General features: G+C 62.6%; 12 protein-coding genes. 7 read left to right on the top strand and 5 right to left on the bottom strand.

Going from position 1 to position 16,412, the window contains the following annotated elements; translation table 11 throughout:
- Positions 1-5: 5 nt before the first annotated feature.
- On the bottom strand, positions 6-2,138 hold the full coding sequence (locus tag VGD45_RS02900; RefSeq protein WP_331153765.1) for an ATP-binding protein: 2,133 nt from the start codon (positions 2,136-2,138) through the stop codon (positions 6-8).
- Between the two features lie 272 nt (positions 2,139-2,410).
- Between VGD45_RS02900 and VGD45_RS02895 the strand changes: the two genes are divergently transcribed.
- Genes VGD45_RS02895 through VGD45_RS02880 form a run of 4 tightly spaced genes read left to right on the top strand, consistent with a single transcriptional unit; the run spans position 2,411 to position 5,138 of the window.
- Entirely contained in the window at positions 2,411-3,343 is a 933-nt protein-coding gene (locus tag VGD45_RS02895; RefSeq protein WP_331153764.1) for a response regulator, read from the top strand.
- 6 nt (positions 3,344-3,349) lie between these two features.
- Positions 3,350-4,399, top strand: coding sequence for a diguanylate cyclase (locus VGD45_RS02890; protein ID WP_331153763.1), 1,050 nt, complete (start codon positions 3,350-3,352; stop codon positions 4,397-4,399).
- Complete coding sequence (locus VGD45_RS02885; protein WP_331153762.1) at positions 4,396-4,782, top strand: response regulator; 387 nt, start codon at positions 4,396-4,398, stop codon at positions 4,780-4,782. Before VGD45_RS02890 ends, VGD45_RS02885 begins: the two co-directional genes overlap by 4 nt.
- Entirely contained in the window at positions 4,782-5,138 is a 357-nt protein-coding gene (locus VGD45_RS02880) for an Hpt domain-containing protein (RefSeq protein WP_331153761.1), read from the top strand. Before VGD45_RS02885 ends, VGD45_RS02880 begins: the two co-directional genes overlap by 1 nt.
- Here the strand turns inward: VGD45_RS02880 and VGD45_RS02875 are convergent.
- Positions 5,118-5,771 carry a TetR/AcrR family transcriptional regulator gene (locus VGD45_RS02875; RefSeq protein WP_331153760.1) on the bottom strand — a complete coding sequence of 218 codons (654 nt, stop codon included), beginning with the start codon at positions 5,769-5,771 and terminating at the stop codon, positions 5,118-5,120. The two genes, VGD45_RS02880 and VGD45_RS02875, sit on opposite strands and share 21 nt — an antisense overlap.
- A gap of 168 nt (positions 5,772-5,939) precedes the next feature.
- Between VGD45_RS02875 and VGD45_RS02870 the strand changes: the two genes are divergently transcribed.
- Positions 5,940-9,431: a methylmalonyl-CoA mutase family protein gene (locus VGD45_RS02870; protein WP_331153759.1), complete on the top strand. Its 3,492-nt coding sequence runs from the start codon at positions 5,940-5,942 to the stop codon at positions 9,429-9,431.
- A 23-nt stretch (positions 9,432-9,454) separates the two neighbouring features.
- Positions 9,455-11,224, top strand: a complete 1,770-nt coding sequence (locus VGD45_RS02865; protein WP_331153758.1) for an acyl-CoA dehydrogenase — start codon at positions 9,455-9,457, stop codon at positions 11,222-11,224.
- A 362-nt stretch (positions 11,225-11,586) separates the two neighbouring features.
- Here the strand turns inward: VGD45_RS02865 and VGD45_RS02860 are convergent, their stop codons facing one another.
- Both VGD45_RS02860 and VGD45_RS02855 read right to left on the bottom strand, forming a co-directional pair.
- Positions 11,587-12,828: an aminotransferase class V-fold PLP-dependent enzyme gene (locus VGD45_RS02860; RefSeq protein ID WP_331153757.1), complete on the bottom strand. Its 1,242-nt coding sequence runs from the start codon at positions 12,826-12,828 to the stop codon at positions 11,587-11,589.
- Complete coding sequence (locus VGD45_RS02855; protein WP_331153756.1) at positions 12,825-13,307, bottom strand: Lrp/AsnC family transcriptional regulator; 483 nt, start codon at positions 13,305-13,307, stop codon at positions 12,825-12,827. The genes VGD45_RS02860 and VGD45_RS02855 overlap by 4 nt, the downstream gene beginning before the upstream one ends.
- Positions 13,308-13,451: 144 nt before the next feature.
- Between VGD45_RS02855 and VGD45_RS02850 the strand changes: the two genes are divergently transcribed.
- Entirely contained in the window at positions 13,452-14,864 is a 1,413-nt protein-coding gene (locus VGD45_RS02850; RefSeq protein WP_331153755.1) for a S10 family peptidase, read from the top strand.
- On the opposite strand, the gene VGD45_RS02845 is transcribed toward VGD45_RS02850, so the two are convergent.
- Positions 14,848-16,350, bottom strand: a complete 1,503-nt coding sequence (locus VGD45_RS02845; RefSeq protein WP_331153754.1) for a S10 family peptidase — start codon at positions 16,348-16,350, stop codon at positions 14,848-14,850. The genes VGD45_RS02850 and VGD45_RS02845 overlap by 17 nt on opposite strands.
- Positions 16,351-16,412 lie beyond the last annotated feature (62 nt).

Here is a 16,412-nt window from a genome sequence, read left to right as displayed (position 1 = left end):
CCTTTTCACGAAACCTTGGACTGATGCAAGGCGGCGGTCTGCGCCGCCACGTCGTCGGCATCCGGCAGCTCGAAGTAGAACGTCGTGCCGCCCGGGCCGGTTTCAAAGCCGATCTCGCCCCCCAGCCGCTCGACGATGGCGCGGCTGATGGCGAGCCCGAGGCCGGTGCCCGTGCGGCTGCGCGAGTCCGAGGAATCGGCCTGAGAGAACTTCTGGAAAATACGCGGCTGGAATTCCGGCGGAATGCCCTTGCCGAAATCGCGCACGGCGACGCGCACGCGATCTTTGAGACAGCGGGCCGTCACTTCGATGTTGGCGCCCGCTGGCGAGAACTTGCTGGCGTTCGACAGCAGGTTTGCCATGACTTGCAAAAAGCGCGTGGGATCGACCAGCACCGGGGCACTGCAGAGCGGCTCGGGTGTGACGAAGCGTACGCTCAGCGACTGGGCAAAGCCGGCATTTTCTTCCAGCGCGCGCATCACCAGCTCGCTCACGTCCATGCGGCGCATGTCGAAGCGCTGCCTGTCCGACTCCAGTTTTTCCATGTCCAGGATGTCGTTGATCAGCAGCGTCAGGCGCTCGCAGTTGTTCAACGCCATGCTGACCAATCCCGCCGCGCGGTCAGGCAGCTTGCCAGCCACACCCGCGGCGACCAGGCCCAGCGAGCCTCGAATGGAAGTGAGCGGAGTGCGCAACTCGTGCGACACCGTCGCGACGAACTCGTTCTTCATTCGTTCGACTCGCTGCACGTCGGTGATGTCCCAGATCAGTCCCGTCATGCGGATGGCGCGGCCGCTCGCGTTGCGCAGGGTCAGTCCCGAGGCGCTGACGACGCGCTCCTCGCCGCTGGGACGGATGATGCGGAACGTCGTGCGCAACTGAGGCTGCTTGCCGCTGAGCGCGGCGATCAACTCGCTGCGTGCTCGCTCGGCATCCTCCGGATGGAAGATGCGCATCATGTATTCCATGTTGGGTGTCAGGTCGCGTGGCGCGCCGTAGATCTCATACATGCGGTCGTCCCACGTCAGCGTGTCGCCCCTGATGTCCCAATCCCAAATACCCATGCCGCCGGAATGAGTCGCGAGCGCGAAGCGTTCGTTCATGCGCGTCAACGCTTCGGTGGCGCGCTTGCGCTCGCCGATGTCGATGGCGGTGACCAGGAAACCGGTAATGACGTCGGCGTGGCCGTGCGTCGGCGTCAGCACCATATCGACGTGCACCCGGCGTTCGTCCTTGGCCACGAACAGGCACTCGCGACGGAAGGAACCGGTCTGGCGGCTATGCTCCAGCAGTGCGGGCAGCCCGAACGAACGGCGCTCCGGCGTGCTCAGATCGGTGGCGATGTCCTGCAACTCATCCGCGTCCAGCAGCAACTCCAAGGTCAGCTTGTCAGCCAGTTCCCGCTCGGCATAGCCGAGCATTTTCTCGGCGCCGCGATTCATCATGATGACGATGCCGCTGTTGTCCAGCGCGATGATGGCGACGTGATCGGCCGCGTCGATGAAGTCGCGCAGCTGATGATTGGCAACGGCGAGCGCGCGCTCGGATCGTTCCTGAATGCGTTGCTGCTCGCTGGCCTGCAGCCGTAGCAGGATGTTCTCGCGAATGTGTTGACTCAGCCGCAACCCCGCCGAAGCGATCACGTACGCGTACAACCCGGTCATGATGCCCATGGTGGTGCCGAATGCGCCGGGCTCCATCACCAGCCGGACCGCAAGCGGCACGACGCATGGCAGGACGAACCCGAGCGCCGCGCGTTTGTCGGCGGCCAGCGTCGTCACCGCGCCAGCCGAGACACCTGCAATCAGGAAGGCCAGAAAGGACTGCGCATCGGTATCGCCCGCGGGAAATACCAGCACCGCGGCCAGGCCCCAGGAGGTGCCGGCGGCGACGCAGCCGATGAAAAACAACTTGGACCATGCAATGTTTTCACGCCGCGGGTGGTGCCGGTAAGCCAGCAACAACACGAGTCGGCACGCGGTAACCATGGAGATGACCGCCGCTGCAATCGCGGTCAGCGTCACGTCGACCTCGCCGGTCAGCGCCGCGACGGCGACGGTCAGGCTCACCAGCACGAGCGTGGCGAGCAGAGACGAGGGCAGCGCTGCAAACAACAGCTGCAGCTGCTCGTCTCGCATGTTCTGTTCTGTTTGATCTGGTCGGTCCAATGACGCCCCTCGCGACGGCGGATCGCGAATGCCAGTCGAATCGTCCGTCACATTCTCGATCAGGGCGCATGCTGGCGCTTATTGCATCTCGGTTAAATACGCTCCTTTGCCAAGGGGCTCATGTCGGCGGCGGATTACGGCAATCACTCATGCCAACGCCATCGGCTACCTGATCTCATGCGGCGGCGCACGCGCCCAAGCTGCGGACAACGCTTACATATGCATTCAACGCGATCGCTCCCATGAGCCATCCCCCAGATTTATCGGCGGCGCGGCCGCCCCAGCGAGTGTTGCTGGTCGATGACGACGAGCTGGAACTGGAGCTGATGGCCGACCGGCTCAGGGCGCTGGGCTTCGAGACTCACACCGTCAGCGACGGCAGCGCGGCGCTCGAATTGCTGCAAACCCAGTCGTTCCCTGTGGTGATCACCGATTGGCAGATGCCCCGCATGGATGGCATTCGGCTGACAGAGAGCCTGCGCGGCCAGGGCGACAGCGATACCTATATCATCATGCTCACGGTGCTCGATGACGACAGCTCGCACGAGCGCGGCTACTTTGCCGGCGTCGACGACTATTTGAGCAAACGTGCCCCGGACGCGAAAGTCGTCGCCGGTATTCGCGCTGCTTTCCGCGCGGTGGAAATGAGACAGGCGCTGCATGCCGTCAGGCAGCAGCAGGGCGCGAGCCTCGTGAGCGATGTGGCGACCGGCGTGCTTGCCGATCGCATGCGCGCCGAAGTGAAGCGAGCCGTGCGCTACGGTCGGAATCTTTCGCTGCTGGTGTTGCAGTTGGAGTCGGACAACGGCGCGGCCATTGCAGACATGATGGCGCGAGCGATAGATATCGTCAGCACCAGCATCCGCGTCGATATCGATTTTGCCACTCGTTATCGGGGTCTCGACGGCGTGCAGCGTATCGCGATCGTTCTACCGGAGACCGCGAAGGCTGCCGCCACTGTCGTGGGGGCGCGTCTCAGCGCCGCGCTGGCGGCGGGGTTGCAGACGCCGATCGATTCGTTCACGGCGCGGGTGGGGTGTGCGTCTTTCACCCCGGGTGAGGACACGCGGCCTTCGCAGCAGATTTCCGCAAATATAGAAGCACTGTTGCGTGAGGCCGAAGCGGGCGCGCGGGTCGCGCCGTTGCCGGCGTCCCGGCGTAGTGAAACAGGCTGAAGCGCCATGGATTCCGATCCCAGCGAGTTCGAACAGACGATGACGCTGGAACTGAGCGCGCTGCGGCCCGAGCTGCGGGTGCTGATCGTCGATGACGATGCCGACGCGCGCGACTATCTCGTCGCGGTCGTGCAGGAGGCCGGCTATAAAACGACGGTAGCCTCCAGCGGGGAAGAAGCCTTGCAGCTGCTGGAGCGTGAGTTCTGTCCCATCATGATCACCGATCGCAACATGCCCGGCATGGACGGCGTCACGCTGTGCAAGCGGGCGCGCGAGGGGCAGTACCCGGGATATCTCTATATCTTTCTGTTGACCGCGCACAACGCCAGCGAAGACATCGTCTCCGGCTTGAAGGCCGGCGCCGACGACTACCTCGGAAAAAGAAATATTTCGGCGCCCGAGCTGGTGGCGCGTCTGGGGAACGCCCGGCGTATCGTCAGTCTCGAGCAGGCATTGCGCCGCGCGCTCGATCAGAAGCGTCAGATGGCGAACACCGACATGCTCACTGGCGCTTACAGCAGGCGCTATCTGGAGCGACAGCTGTCGCTGGAGCTGGAGCGGACGCGCCGTTTCAATCATCCGTTGACGGTGCTGCTAATCGACATCGATTATTTCAAACGCATCAACGATCGTTATGGCCATACGACCGGCGATGAGGTCCTGCGTAACACATATCGGCGCATGCGCGAGTTGTTGCCGCGCGCCTGCGACTGGATCGGTCGGTATGGCGGAGAAGAGTTTCTGATCGTGCTGATCGACACCGATCTGCGCGGCGCCGAGAACGTCGCGCAACGTCTGGTCAGCGGCATGGCCGAGCAGCCCGTCGAAACATCGTCCGGCCCGATTCCGGTTACCATCAGCGTCGGCGCCGCCGAGGCCGCGCAGATGTTTTCGAACGAGGTCAATTTCAAGGGCCTGCTGGAGATCGCCGACCAATGTCTGTATGCCAGCAAGCGTGACGGTCGCAATCGCTACACGATGCTGCTCGCCGGCGAATCGCCGCTCGCGCCTCGCCCCGGCGGGGACCATGAACAGGGAGCCGCGCGTCAGCAATGAATAGAGACAATCTGCGCGAAATTCTGTACGTCGACGACGAGCCCGACATCCGGGAAATCGTCCAGATGGCGCTGGGCCTGGTGCCCACCTTGTCGATAAGCACGGCGGACTCCGGGCTGCACGCTCTGCAAAGCATGCAGGCGAGCCGGCCCGACCTGGTGCTGCTCGATGTCATGATGCCCAACATGGACGGACCCACCACCTTGCAGCAGATGCGCAGCCAGCCCGAGCTGCAGTCCATCCCGGTGATCTTCATGACCGCCAAGGCCATGCCGCAGGAAGTGGCGCGCTTTCGCGCGCTCGGAGCGGCGGCGGTGATCGCCAAACCCTTCGATCCCATGCTGCTGGCCGAGCATGTGTTCGGTATTTGGGAAACACTCTGATGTCCACCACGCCGGAAGAGCTGCGCGCCAAAATGGTCCAGATCGCCGGCCGCTATCTCGACCGGGTAACCAAGGAAGTGATTCAGCTGCGCGGCATGATCGACAGTGCAGCCGGCGGCGATCTGGCCGTAGTGCGTGAGATCGAGACGCTCACTCATCGCATGCATGGCAGCGGCGCGATGTTGCAGTTCAATGAGATCGCCGAGCGCGCCGGCGAACTGGAGCGCATGGCCGCGGGGTTCGTTGCGGCCGGTACGTTCGATCAGCCGCGCATGCTCGACGTGTTCCAACAATTGCAGGCGGCGATTGAAAAAGCGCTCGCCGAGCGCTCCGCCTCAACGGGGCTGCAGCCCTAGCTCGAACAGCTCGATGAAACGTTGCGCGATCTCGCTGGCCGCGAGTTTGTCGTCGCTGCGATACCAGTGCGCGATCCAGTTCAACGCACCGGCCAGCGCGAACGCCGTCATCTTTTCATCGCAAGGGCGGATCGAGCCGTCGGCGACGCCGGCGCGAATCAAACTGCGCAGTCCCTGGTCGATCTCGCTCTTGAGCGCCTTGACCTTGCGGCTCATGGTCGGGCTCAGGTCCTGGTTCTCCGCCTGCACCATGCACCAGCCGAAATCCGAAGTGATGGCTTCGGCGTAGCGCGCGATCACGGCGGCCAGCCGCTCGCGGCCCGTGGCGGTCGACTCTCGTTGTTCCTCGATGCCGTTCATGATGAGCGCGAGGCCCGAGCGGAAACATTCGAACAGCAGTTGTTCCTTGTTCTCGACGTAGTGATACACCGTCGGCTTGGTGACATTCAGCTCGCTCGCGATGTCGTCCAGCGAGGTGTTGTGATAACCGCGCTCCCGGAACGCCCGCGCGGCGGTCATGATGACCGCGTCCCGCTTGCGCTCCCGATCGCGCACCCGCGCCCCGACCGAGGCCCATAGGGCCGGGCCGCTGGCCCGTTGCGGATTGCTCTTGCGCGCTTGTCGACCTGCCACCGGGACGCTGCTCCTGAAGAATCGAGGCCCCGATCATAACGTGCCGCCCGACCGGCCGGGGGGCCTGATTGACCCGGTGGGGCGGGTCTAAATATACTCGTGGGTAAATTAGGGCTCCAGCCCCTTTTGCTCTTGAAATGCCATCAATTCGCCCCGAGGCGAGCCGACATGAATACAGCCGCTGTCCTGCCGTTCCGTGCCGACAACCGAGCGACCCGTCCGGAGGCCCACCCGCTCCGGTTCGTCAGCGCCGCGTCGTTGTTCGACGGGCACGACGCCGCGATCAACATGATCCGTCGGCTGCTGCAGTCTCATGGCGCGGAAGTCGTGCACCTCGGCCACAACCGCAGCGTCGCCGACATCGTGCGGGCGGCGATTCAGGAGGATGCGGACGGGATCGCCGTGTCGTCCTACCAGGGCGGACATAACGAATATTTCGCCTACATGGTGGACATGCTCCGCGAGCAGGGCGTCGAGCACATTCGCGTCATCGTCGGTGGCGGCGGCACGATTGCTCCACACGAAGTGCAGGCGCTCGAATCGCATGGCGTGGAGAAGATCTATACGCCCGAGGACGGCCGGCGCATGGGCCTCGACGGCATGATCGACGATGTGATGAAGCGCGTCGCCGCTTCGGCCAAGCCGAACTATGCCTTCAGCGCGGGAAGCTCGTTGAATCCGCGCGATCATCACCAGCTCGCGCAGGCCATTTCGTTGCTCGAAGCCTCCGGCGAAGACGACGCGGCGAGTCAGGAGATTCGCAAGGCGATTGCCAAGGTGCAGGGGGGCGCGCCGGTCATCGGCCTGACCGGCACGGGCGGTGCGGGTAAATCCAGCTTGAACGACGAGTTGCTGCAACGGTTCGTGCGGCACTTCCCGGATAGAAACATTGCCGTCGTGGCGATGGATCCGACGCGGCGTCGTTCCGGTGGGGCGTTGCTGGGCGATCGCATTCGCATGAATTCGCTGGCCGCCGCCAATGTGTTCATGCGCTCGCTGGCGACCCGTCGGCAGAACCTCGCGACCAGCGCGGTGCTCAAAGATGTGATCGGCCTGCTGCGGCTGGCGAACTTCGATCTGATCATCGTCGAGACGGCCGGCATCGGCCAGTCGGACACCGAGATCACGGACCTGGTCGATATTTCGGCTTATGTGATGACCAGCGAATATGGCGCGGCCAGCCAGCTCGAAAAAATCGACATGCTGGATTTCGCCGATGTGATCGTCCTGAACAAGTTCGAGAAGCGCGGCGCCGAAGACGCGTTGCGTGACGTGCGCAAGCAGTGGCGTCGCAATCATCCGGATCGCGCGCGCCTGCCGGACGAGCAGCTTCCGGTGTTTCCGACGATCGCCAGCCGGTTCAACGATCCTGGCGTGAATCATCTGTTTGCCGAGCTGTGCAAGTTGCTCAATGGGAAGCAGGGCGAGCAGCCGTGGTCGCCAGGCGATGTAGGCCCGACCAGGTTCGTGTCGCGCGATCCGCTGATTCCCGGTACGCGCAGCCGCTATCTCGCCGAGATCGCGAGCGCCGGTCGCAAAGTTCGATCGAACATCGAAGCGATGGTCGACGCTGCGCGCCGCGCGTCGGGACTCTACGAATCGCTGCGCGCTCTCCACGATGCGCGTCTGCCGGGGCCGCTAGATCGATTCCCCGAGGAAGCGCTCAACGATCAGTCCATCGACGCCACTCGACGCGAGCTGCGCGCCGCTTATAACAAGGCGCTGGATGAAGTCGGCGCTGAAGGCGTGGGCGAGCTGAAGCGCTGGCCGCAGCGGGTCAGCGGCGTCAGCGACGAGAAGTATTCTTATAAGGTGCGCGACAAGGTCGTGACCGGCGATAACTACGTGACTTCGCTGAGTGGCAACGCCATGCCGAAGATCGCCGTGCCGCGGTTCAAGGACTGGGGCGAAACTTTACAGTTCATCCTTTCGGAGAATCTGCCGGGCAGCTATCCGTACACCGGCGGCGTGTATCCGTATCGCCGCGAGGAAGAAGATCCGATCCGCATGTTTGCGGGTGAGGGCGGGCCGGAGCGAACCAACCGGCGCTTCCATTATCTTGCCAGCGGACACGGCGCGACGCGTCTATCGACGGCGTTCGATTCCACGACGTTGTATGGCGAAGATCCGGACACGCGGCCGGACATTTACGGTCGCACCGGTAATTCAGGGGTGTCGATCGCGACGCTCGACGATATGAAGAAGCTGTATTCCGGCTTCGATCTGTGCGCGCCAACCACGTCCGTGTCCATGACCATCAATGGCCCGGCGCCGATGCTGCTCGCCATGTTCATGAATACGGCGATCGATCAGCGCGTCGAACGTTTCCTGCGCGCCGAAGGTCGCTGGGACGCGGCGGAAAAGCGCATCGCGACGCTGCGCGGTGAAATGACTTCCAAGGGGCTCGAGCCGGCGATCTACAACGGCGGGCTGCCGCAAGGGCACGACGGCTCCGGTATTGCCTTGCTGGGCATCACCAGCGATCAGTTGATCGCGCCGGGCGTGCTGACTGCCGAAGAGCACGCTAAGCTGCGCGCCGAGGCCATGTCGCTGGTGCGGGGCACGGTGCAGGCCGACATCCTCAAGGAGGATCAGGCGCAGAACACCTGCATCTTCTCGACCGAGTTCGCGCTGCGGATGATGGGCGACGTGCAGCAGTTCTTCATCGACAACAAGGTGCGGAACTTCTACTCGGTGTCGATCTCCGGATATCACATCGCCGAGGCGGGTGCGAATCCGATCAGCCAGCTGGCGTTCACGTTGTCGAACGGCTTCACCATCGTCGAGTACTACCTCGCTCGCGGCATGAAGATCGACGACTTCGCGCCGAACCTGTCCTTCTTCTTTTCCAATGGCATGGATCCCGAGTACGCTGTCATCGGTCGCGTCGCTCGCCGTATTTGGGCGCGCGCCATGCGCGATCTGTATGGCGCGGGTCCGCGCAGTCAGATGCTCAAGTATCACGTGCAGACGTCGGGTCGTTCGCTGCACGCGCAGGAGATTCAGTTCAACGACATCCGGACGACGCTGCAGGCCATGTACGCGCTGTTCGACAATTGCAACTCTCTGCACACGAATGCGTATGACGAGGCGCTCACAACTCCGACGGAGGAGAGCGTGCGTCGCGCGGTAGCGATCCAGCTCATCATCAATAAGGAGCTGGGTCTGAACAACAACCAGAATCCCTGGCAGGGCTCATTCTTCCTGGAGCAGCTCACGGATCTGGTGGAAGAGGCCGTGTATCGTGAGTTCGAGTCGCTGTCCGAACGCGGTGGCGTGCTCGGCGCTATGGAGACGATGTATCAGCGTGGCAAGATCCAGGAAGAGAGCATGTATTACGAGAAGCGTAAGCACGATGGCTCGCTGCCGCTGATCGGTGTGAACACGTTCCTCTCGGAGACCGACGCCACCGAAGCGACCAAGAGCGTCGCGCTGATTCGGTCCACCGACGAGGAGAAGGACTTCCAGGTCGCGTCCGTGAAAAGCTTCCAGCAGCGCAATGCAGCTCACACGGCCGAGGCACTGGCGAAGCTGCAAAAGGCAGCTACGTCGGGCGGCAATGTCTTTGCCGAGCTGGTGAACGCGGTTAAGGTATGTTCCCTTGGCCAGATCTCCCGCGCGCTGTACGAAGTCGGCGGGCAGTATCGGCGCAGCATGTAGCCCCTGATAGTTTTCATATTCCTATGTACAAAGCACCTCTGAAAGAGCTCCGCTTCGCCATCCACCAGCTCATTGGCGACCAGAAGCTGGTGGGACTGCCGGGGCTGCCCGACTATTCGACCGAGTTCACCGACGCCGTGCTGGAGGAGGCCGCCCGCTTTGCCGAAGGGGTGCTCGATCCCATCAATCGCGTGGGCGATCGCACTGGCGCCAAGTGGACTGCCGAGGGCGTTCGCATGCCGGCCGAGTTCAAGGCGGCGTACGGCAAGTTCGTCGAGGGCGGCTGGACTCAGCTGCGTGCCGACGCGGAGTTCGGTGGGCAGGGTGCGCCGATCATGCTGGGCACGGCGGTCGAAGAGCTGTGGGCGTCGTCGAATCTCGCCTTCAAGCTTTGTCCCATGCTCACGCAGGGCGCGGTCGAAGCCATCGATCGCTGCGGCACTGAAGAGCAGAAGCAGAAGTACCTGCCGAAAATGGTGAGCGGCGAATGGACCGGCACCATGAATCTCACCGAGCCTCAGGCCGGGTCTGATCTGGCGGCGATTCGCACTCGCGCCGTGCGTGAAGGGGATCACTATCGCTTGTACGGCCAGAAGATCTTCATCACTTACGGCGATCACGACTACACGTCGAACATCATTCACATGGTGCTCGGCCGCGTCGAAGGCGCGCCTGCGGGTGTGCGTGGCATCTCGTTGTTCATCGTGCCCAAGGTGCTGGTGAACGACGATGGCAGTCTCGGAGCGCGGAACGACGTGCGATGTGTGTCCATAGAGCACAAGCTGGGCATTCATGCGAGCCCGACTTGCGTGCTGTCGTACGGTGACAAGGAAGGGGCGATTGCGTATCTGGTCGGCGAAGAGAATCGCGGCCTCGAATATATGTTCATCATGATGAACGCCGCTCGTTTGTCCGTTGGCCTCGAAGGCTATGCGCTTGCTGAGCGGGCTTATCAGCAGTCGCTCGAATATGCGCGCACGCGGGTTCAAGGTAAGCCGAAGACGAAGAATGTGCCTGAGGGGAAGGTGCAGCCGATTGCGTATCACCCTGACATCAAGCGCATGCTGCTCACCATGAAGGCGTATACGGATGCGGCGCGGTCCGTCGCGTTGTACGCGGCGTTGCAGTTGGATCTTGGTAAGCAGCTGCCCGATGGCGATGAGAAGGCCAAGGCTCAGGCGCGCGGCGATTTGCTGATTCCCATCGTCAAAGGCTGGTCTACCGAACTGGGCGTGTTGATGGCCTCGCTCGGTGTTCAAGTTCACGGCGGCATGGGTTTCATCGAAGAGACCGGCGCGGCTCAGACCCTGCGCGACTCGCGCATCGCGCCGATTTACGAAGGCACGACGGGCATCCAGGCGAATGATTTAGTCGGTCGCAAAGTCGGCCGCGACAATGGCGCTGCGATGTTTGCGCTGATCGCCGATATGCAGGCGGAGCTTGAAAAGCTTTCTTCCAACGACGCAGGCGTCGCCGCGAGCAAGGCCGCAGCACTCGAAGGCGTGGCCGCGCTGAAGGAAGCGACAGCAGCGATCCTCAAGGACCCTGATGGCGCGCTCGCAACGTGCGTTCCTTATCTCATGCTCGGCGGCGTCGCCGTCGGCGGCTGGCTCACCGCCAAAGCCCACGACCTCGCCGTCCGCCAGGCGTCGGACGATCCGGAGTTCTTCGCCGCCAAACAGCAGATCGCACGGTTCTACGCGTCGAATCTTCTGCCCGAAGCGTTGACGTTGGCTCGCGTCGTTAAGTCAGGCGCCGCCGCGATCCTCGACGCGGATCCGGCGAAGCTGTAATCGCGGCGTTGCAGACCCACCCCCTAACCCCCTCCCGTGCACGGGAGGGGGTTGCCACTCCAAAGTCCGGTGGGCGTTTCAAGTTACCACGGGCCTGGCTCTGCACGGTCGGGGTGGGTCGGCGGACATTTGGCGGGCGCCGCCGCGCGACGGTTTGCAGTTCGGCGGCTGGAGAGGTGGGAAGGCTCAACTGACACCCGTGACGCCGAACTCTCCGTCGCGCAAGGCTCGCCAATGATTTCGAGCTGTCTTCAGCTCGAAATCATTGAAGCGCGCCCGCCCCATGTCCGCCGACCCACCCCGACCGTGCAGAGCCAGCACCCCGGCTAGTGCCACTCTTTCGGGGGGCAGGCAATACAGAATCAAGCCGGCTTCTTGGGCAGAACTTCCAACAGTCGGTCGATGTCGTTCATGTCGTTGAACACAGCGACCGACACTCGGAAGCGGTTTTGCGACACCGTGATGCGGACGTTGGCTTCTTTGAGCTTGTCGGCAAGCTTCGTCCGCGCGTCCTTCAGGGCGAAGGCGACCATGGAAGTTTTCGAGTCCAAAGGCGTCATTGGTTGATAGCCGCGGGCGCGAAGCTCTTTTTGCAGGGTATCGATCATGGGCTGTCGCCACGCCTGAATCTGTGCGATGCCGACTTTCTCCAGCCAAGAGAGTGAGTGATTCAAGTGCACGACACCGGTCCATGACGTCGTGCCCATGGCGAACCGGCCAGCGGTGTCAGGAGATGACGAATAACTGGCGACGCCCGGGCCGGGTTCGTCGAAGGGAAAGACGTGCGTGCGGAAGCTGGCGAGCTGGTGATAGCCCCACCAGGGCCGACGGATCTTGTCCTGCACTTCACGCCGCACATATAAAAAGCCGAGGCCGAAGTCGCCCATCAACCATTTGTATGAAGAGCACGCCGCGAAATCCACGCCGCTGGCTCGCAAGTCAGTGGGCACCGTGCCAGCCGCATGCACGATGTCGGCATAAACATAAGCTCCATGCGCGTGCGCGATATCGCACACACGTTTCAAATCATGTTGGAAGCCGTTAATCGTAGACACGAGGCTGACCGACACGAGCCGAGTGCGATCGTCGACCGCTTTCTCCAGCTCGGCCATGTCGATGCGTCCCTCGCTCGTCATGGGCAGCGTCACAACATCCATGCCTGCTTTGCCGAGCTCACCGTAGGTGTAGAACGAGCCGAAGAAATGCAGCACATCCGTGACGATGCGGCCGCCGGCTTGCGGAAAACCTAACGCTTGCAACACCAGGTTCTCGCCCATGGTCGTCGACTGCACGAAGCACAGCTCTTCAGGCTGCGCGCCGATCAGCCGGCCGAAGCTGGCAAGCACGGCTTTTTCCATCGCGCTGACGCTGTAGCCGGGCAGCGAGCCATCCTGCGTTTTGTAGCGCAGATACTCTTCCAGCGCGGCCTTCGCGCCGAGGCTCATCGGGTGCGTCGAGCCCGAATCGAGATATGTCATCGGCATGCGAGCGAACGCCGACTTTGCCGGCAACATCGCGGGCGCGACGGTTTCGGCAACCGCAACTTTGGAGATCGCCGGCAGGGCCGCGGCGCCGGCCAGCACCGCTCGTCGGGTGAGGTTCATCGCAGTTTTCGCGCCTTGAGCGGGATGGCGGTGGTGCTCTTGGTTTCCACCAGCGTGACGATGGAACGCACGTCCTGCACGCCCGGCAGTTTGAGCAGCGTGGAGAAAATAAATTCCTGATACCAGGTGACATCGGGCGCGATGATCTTGAGCATCACGTCCATCTCGCCGAACACCGTGTAGCACTCGAGGATCTCGGGGATGTTCTGGATGGCGCGCACGAAGTCGGCGCGTTCCGATTCGCTCAGTCGCGCCATTTTCATCTGCGCGAACATCTGCATGTGATAGCCGAGCTTGAGGCGGTCGACGATCACCACCTGCGCCTTGATGTAGCCTTCCTCGCGCATTCGTTGGATGCGCCGCCAGCACGGCGATTGGGACAGGCCGACCCGTTCGGCCAGCTCGGCCGTGGACAGCGACGCGTCCTGCTGCATCAGACTCAGGATCTTCAAATCGATGGTGTCGAGTTCGGATGGCATAGCTTATGTTCCGAGCAGGCTCGCTGGAGTATAACGCATGCTTCAACTCAAGGTAGATGCGCTTTGAACGAAAAGAAATACCTGACCGTGCCGCATAGGATTCGCGCCGACACCCTCCGTAAAGGACGCCTCTCGTCTATGTCCATGAAGCGCATCGTCCTGATCCTGGCCATGGTCCTGGCCACTGCCGGCGCGGCCAGCGCCTCCGAAGCGGCCCGCGAGCCAGTGGCGGCCGTGACCAAACACGTCGGCACGTTCAACAAGCAGCGGGTGAAGTACTCGGCGACGGTCGCCGAGACCGTTCTCGATGGTCCGGACGGCAAGGCGGCTGCGTCGATGATCAACACGGCCTACGTTCGCGAGGACGTGAAGGATCGCGCCAGCCGGCCGGTGATGTTCGTGTTCAACGGCGGCCCGGGTGCGTCATCGTCGCCGTTGCACATGAGTGCGTTCGGCCCACGACGAATCGGCGGCGAGCCGACCGAGCGCAAGCTCATCGACAATCTCTACAGCCCGCTCGACACAGTTGACCTGGTGTTCGTCGATCCCGTCGGCACCGGCTTCTCGCGGCCTTTGCCGGGCGTCGATGGTCAGCCGTTCTGGAGCATCGAGGGCGATGCGGCTTCGGTCGTCACCTTCATCAAGAAGTGGCGCAAAGAAAACAATCGCGAGGCGTCGCCGCTGTTTATTTGTGGCGAGAGCTACGGCACGACGCGTGCGGCCCAGATTGTGAGCTCGGCGCCCGACCTGCCGTTGCGCGGCGTGTTGCTGCTGTCCATGACCGGTGGTCCGGACGGCCCCGACATGCCCTACGTGATCACGTTGCCCACCTTCGCGGTCACCGCGGCATTCCATGGCAAGACGGATGCGCAAGGGCGTTCGCCGGCGCAGATCTTCGCTGAGACAGTGCAGTTCGCGCGCACCGATTACATCGCGGCATTGATTCAGGGCGATTCGTTGCCCGCTGCGGAGAAGTCACGAATCGCGCAGGAATTATCGAGGCGCATCGGTCTGCCTGCCGACTTCATCGCTGACAGCAATCTTCGCATCAGCAAGCCGGAGTTCATGTTGAACCTGCTCAAGGATCGCGGCCTGCGCACCGGCCAACTCGATGCTCGTGCGACCGGTGCACTCGCTGAGTACGCGGACAAGAAGCCGCCGCGTGATGATCCTTCGATGTTCGCGGGCGGCTCGACCGCGCCGCTGGTTCACGACTACTTCACACGCGAGCTTAAATTCCCAGCGACGGACAACTACCGCACGCTGAATCTGGAAGTGAATTCGAAGTGGCAGTTCAAGGGTGACGCACTGGCGAATCCCGCCGGCCTGGTGGGCAAGGCCATGAAGGAGCGCCCCGAGTTGCGTGCCTTCTGGGGCGCCGGCTACTACGACATCACCACGCCGCTATACGCCGGACGTTACATCCTGGATCACGCCGGCATTCCGCCGGAGCGGCTGGTGGTCGCGGAGTTCGCGACCGGCCACACCGTGTTCGATGGCGACGAGAATCTCGATCGATTCACTCAGGCGGTGCGTGCGTTCATCGTGAGCCGATGAACTGACGCACATCGTCGGTCAGCGCCTTCAAGGCGGCCTCGCTGGTGTACGCCATGTGGCCGCCTTCGTAAGTACGCACGACGACGCGAGCGGCGGGAAAGTTACTGCGAGTCACCATGTATCGCACCGGACCGAACGTCGTCGTCGTGTCGTAGACGCCGGTGCCGATGAACAAACGAAACTCCGGCTGCGCGCTCATCACATGTGAGATCGCGGCCGGGAAGTCGTAATCGGAAAAGGGCGAGGGCGGCGCGCCGTAATCCCACGCGTTCGGTCCGCGAATCGCTGCATCGACGGAACGGTACTCGTCGTTCAACGTCACGCGCAGATTGTTCTTCAGATGATCCGTGACGGCAGCGACGAATGCAGGCTGCACCTTCATCGAAGGATCGCTTGCGCGCTTGCCGGGCTCCGCCGCAGGAGCGGTATAACGAGCGTCGTACATGCCGACGATCAGTCCCTTGTCCTTCAACAGCTCCGAGCGGAATTTCTCCTTGGAGATCGCCAGACCGTTGGCGAGGTAATACTCGGCGCCGATGCCCGTCAAAGCGGCCAGACGCGCGGCGATCTGCTCGCGGCGGGGCTGTGACAATCGATTTCCCTGAGCGAGCGCGGTCAGATAGTCGGTCATCGCGAAGTCATAGGACTCGTCGATCAACGCCTGCTGCGAACGACCCGCGACATCGATGCGGCCGTGATACGCAGCGATGCTGGTGAGCGCGGGCAGATTGACTGCGTAGCCCACGATGTTGCCGGAGCGCTGGACGGTTTCGACGATATTGACTGCCTGGCCGAACAGGATCACACCCGCAAGCGGACGTTGCTTCGCAAGCTCCTCAGCGACCAGCGTGGCGCGAATGGTGCCGTAGCTTTCGCCCAAGACATATTTAGGCGAGCCGTCGCGACTGTTGCTTTCGCTCCATTTGACGATGAACTGCGCGATGGCCTTGGCGTCGCCGGCAGCCGAGCGAAACTGCTTCGGATCCACGCCGCTGAGCACACGCGAATAGCCGGTCTCCGGCGGATCGATGAATACGACATCGGCCACGTCCAGCACCGTATAGCTGTTGTCCACGAGCTGAAACGGCGGTGTCACATCGGCGGCAACGTCTTGCGGCAACTTGACGCGTTTCGGACCGAACGCGCCCACGTGCAACCACATCGACGCGGCGCCTGGCCCCCCGTTGAACAAGAACAACACGGGACGTTGTGGAATATCCCGCGGTTTAACGTCTTTACGAACATAAGACGTCGCGAACAGGCTCGCCGTCGGTGTGCCGGTCTCATCCTGCAGAATGATTTCGCCGACGTTGGCGCTGTACCGCAGCTTGACGCCGTTGAAGGTTCCGCGGTGCTCTGTGGTGAAGGCCCGTAGCGGAGCGGGCGTTTGCGCCTGCGTTTCAGGCTGGGCCAGAGCCGCGGGACACAGCGGAGTGGAAAGGGTGGCGACCCCGATGGCAACAGCATGCAGCAGTCTGGTTTTCATAAGGCGGCCAGAGTACGGACCGCGTCGAGAAATTTCTTGCCCTTGTAGGGCGCGAACTGGCG

Source organism: Steroidobacter sp., assembly GCF_036402275.1.
Taxonomy (GTDB): Bacteria; Pseudomonadota; Gammaproteobacteria; order Steroidobacterales; family Steroidobacteraceae; genus Steroidobacter.
The sequence above is the reverse complement of the archived record's forward strand: the minus strand, read 5'-3'. Positions and strand labels throughout refer to the sequence as shown.

Bases quoted from the DNA above. Each gene is read 5' to 3' on its own strand.
- VGD45_RS02900 (WP_331153765.1), bottom strand. From the start codon at position 2,138: ATGCGAGACGAGCAGCTGCAGCTGTTGTTTGCAGCGCTGCCCTCGTCT.
- VGD45_RS02895 (WP_331153764.1), top strand. From the start codon at position 2,411: ATGAGCCATCCCCCAGATTTATCGGCGGCGCGGCCGCCCCAGCGAGTG.
- VGD45_RS02890 (WP_331153763.1), top strand. From the start codon at position 3,350: ATGGATTCCGATCCCAGCGAGTTCGAACAGACGATGACGCTGGAACTG.
- VGD45_RS02885 (WP_331153762.1), top strand. From the start codon at position 4,396: ATGAATAGAGACAATCTGCGCGAAATTCTGTACGTCGACGACGAGCCC.
- VGD45_RS02880 (WP_331153761.1), top strand. From the start codon at position 4,782: ATGTCCACCACGCCGGAAGAGCTGCGCGCCAAAATGGTCCAGATCGCC.
- VGD45_RS02870 (WP_331153759.1), top strand. From the start codon at position 5,940: ATGAATACAGCCGCTGTCCTGCCGTTCCGTGCCGACAACCGAGCGACC.
- VGD45_RS02865 (WP_331153758.1), top strand. From the start codon at position 9,455: ATGTACAAAGCACCTCTGAAAGAGCTCCGCTTCGCCATCCACCAGCTC.
- VGD45_RS02860 (WP_331153757.1), bottom strand. From the start codon at position 12,828: ATGAACCTCACCCGACGAGCGGTGCTGGCCGGCGCCGCGGCCCTGCCG.
- VGD45_RS02855 (WP_331153756.1), bottom strand. From the start codon at position 13,307: ATGCCATCCGAACTCGACACCATCGATTTGAAGATCCTGAGTCTGATG.
- VGD45_RS02850 (WP_331153755.1), top strand. From the start codon at position 13,452: ATGAAGCGCATCGTCCTGATCCTGGCCATGGTCCTGGCCACTGCCGGC.
- VGD45_RS02845 (WP_331153754.1), bottom strand. From the start codon at position 16,350: ATGAAAACCAGACTGCTGCATGCTGTTGCCATCGGGGTCGCCACCCTT.